The 862-nt window shown below is 62.2% G+C and carries 1 protein-coding gene; it reads right to left on the bottom strand.

What is annotated here, in order from left to right:
• Positions 1-397: 397 nt before the first annotated feature.
• Positions 398-781 (bottom strand): PLD nuclease N-terminal domain-containing protein, encoded by a 384-nt coding sequence (locus CPH63_RS17910; RefSeq protein ID WP_096305258.1) that lies wholly within the window; start codon positions 779-781, stop codon positions 398-400.
• Positions 782-862: the final 81 nt, after the last annotated feature.

Genomic DNA, 862 nt, shown 5'->3' with positions numbered 1-862 from the left:
CTGGACTTTCTCCTTAGTGCCGCTGGTTGTTCGCAACCGTCGCGGCCGAACGCCGGCCTGAGTGGCCTGGCTGTTTATGGGATCGGCGTGACGTGAACCGAGCGAGCGGATATCTGCTCGACAACCACAACGCGGGTGTTGCGTTGCAGCGGGGCGTCAGCCCATGCCGCGAATGCTTCGCTGCTGCCGCGCACTGGGAGCAGGACTTCGCCGGGGCCGGAGATCGGGATGCTGAGCGTGATTCTCCCGCATTTCCCTACTAATTCGTGTGAACCATTCGTGGGCACAGAGCACACGCTAGACCTTTTTGGGGCGCCCGGATCTGTCATCGTGATCACACGATTTGGCGTTGTGTTCCCGGCGAACCGGAGTAGAAATAAGTGCCGAAATTCGCGATTCAGGCGCCGTCTTCCTGGGCCTGCTGGTTTCGCTTGAGCTGCTGACGCTGCTTCTCGGCCCGCTCCCGACACTGGCGCAGAAAGGCCTCGTCGTCGTCGGGGTTGGTGGCCGGAATGCGGCCCTGACGCTCGTACTCGGGGAAGCGGCTGCCATTGCCGGCGTTGCCCTTGTACGGCAGTCCGCTGGCGGCCTTGTTGGTGCGCGCGCTTCCCGCGATGAGCCAGATGATCGAACCGATGTCGAAGAGGAAGAGCACGATGAACAGCCAGGCCAGCTTCGGCAGGTTCCGGCACTGCGACTCATCGGTGGTGATCACGTCGATGATGCAGAAGATCCAGAGTCCGAAGACGATGAGTCCCAACGTTCCGTCAGCAAAAATCATGAGGGTCCCTCCACCCTGAGCGCGGGTGTTGTCCGCGCTGTGAGTGACGGATTCTGCCATGGCCCGGTGGGCTGCGCCAGC

The organism is Jatrophihabitans sp. GAS493, from assembly GCF_900230215.1.
Taxonomy (GTDB): Bacteria; Actinomycetota; Actinomycetes; order Mycobacteriales; family Jatrophihabitantaceae; genus MT45.
Note: the sequence above shows the minus strand (reverse complement) of the source record. Positions and strands in the feature narration are given on the sequence as shown.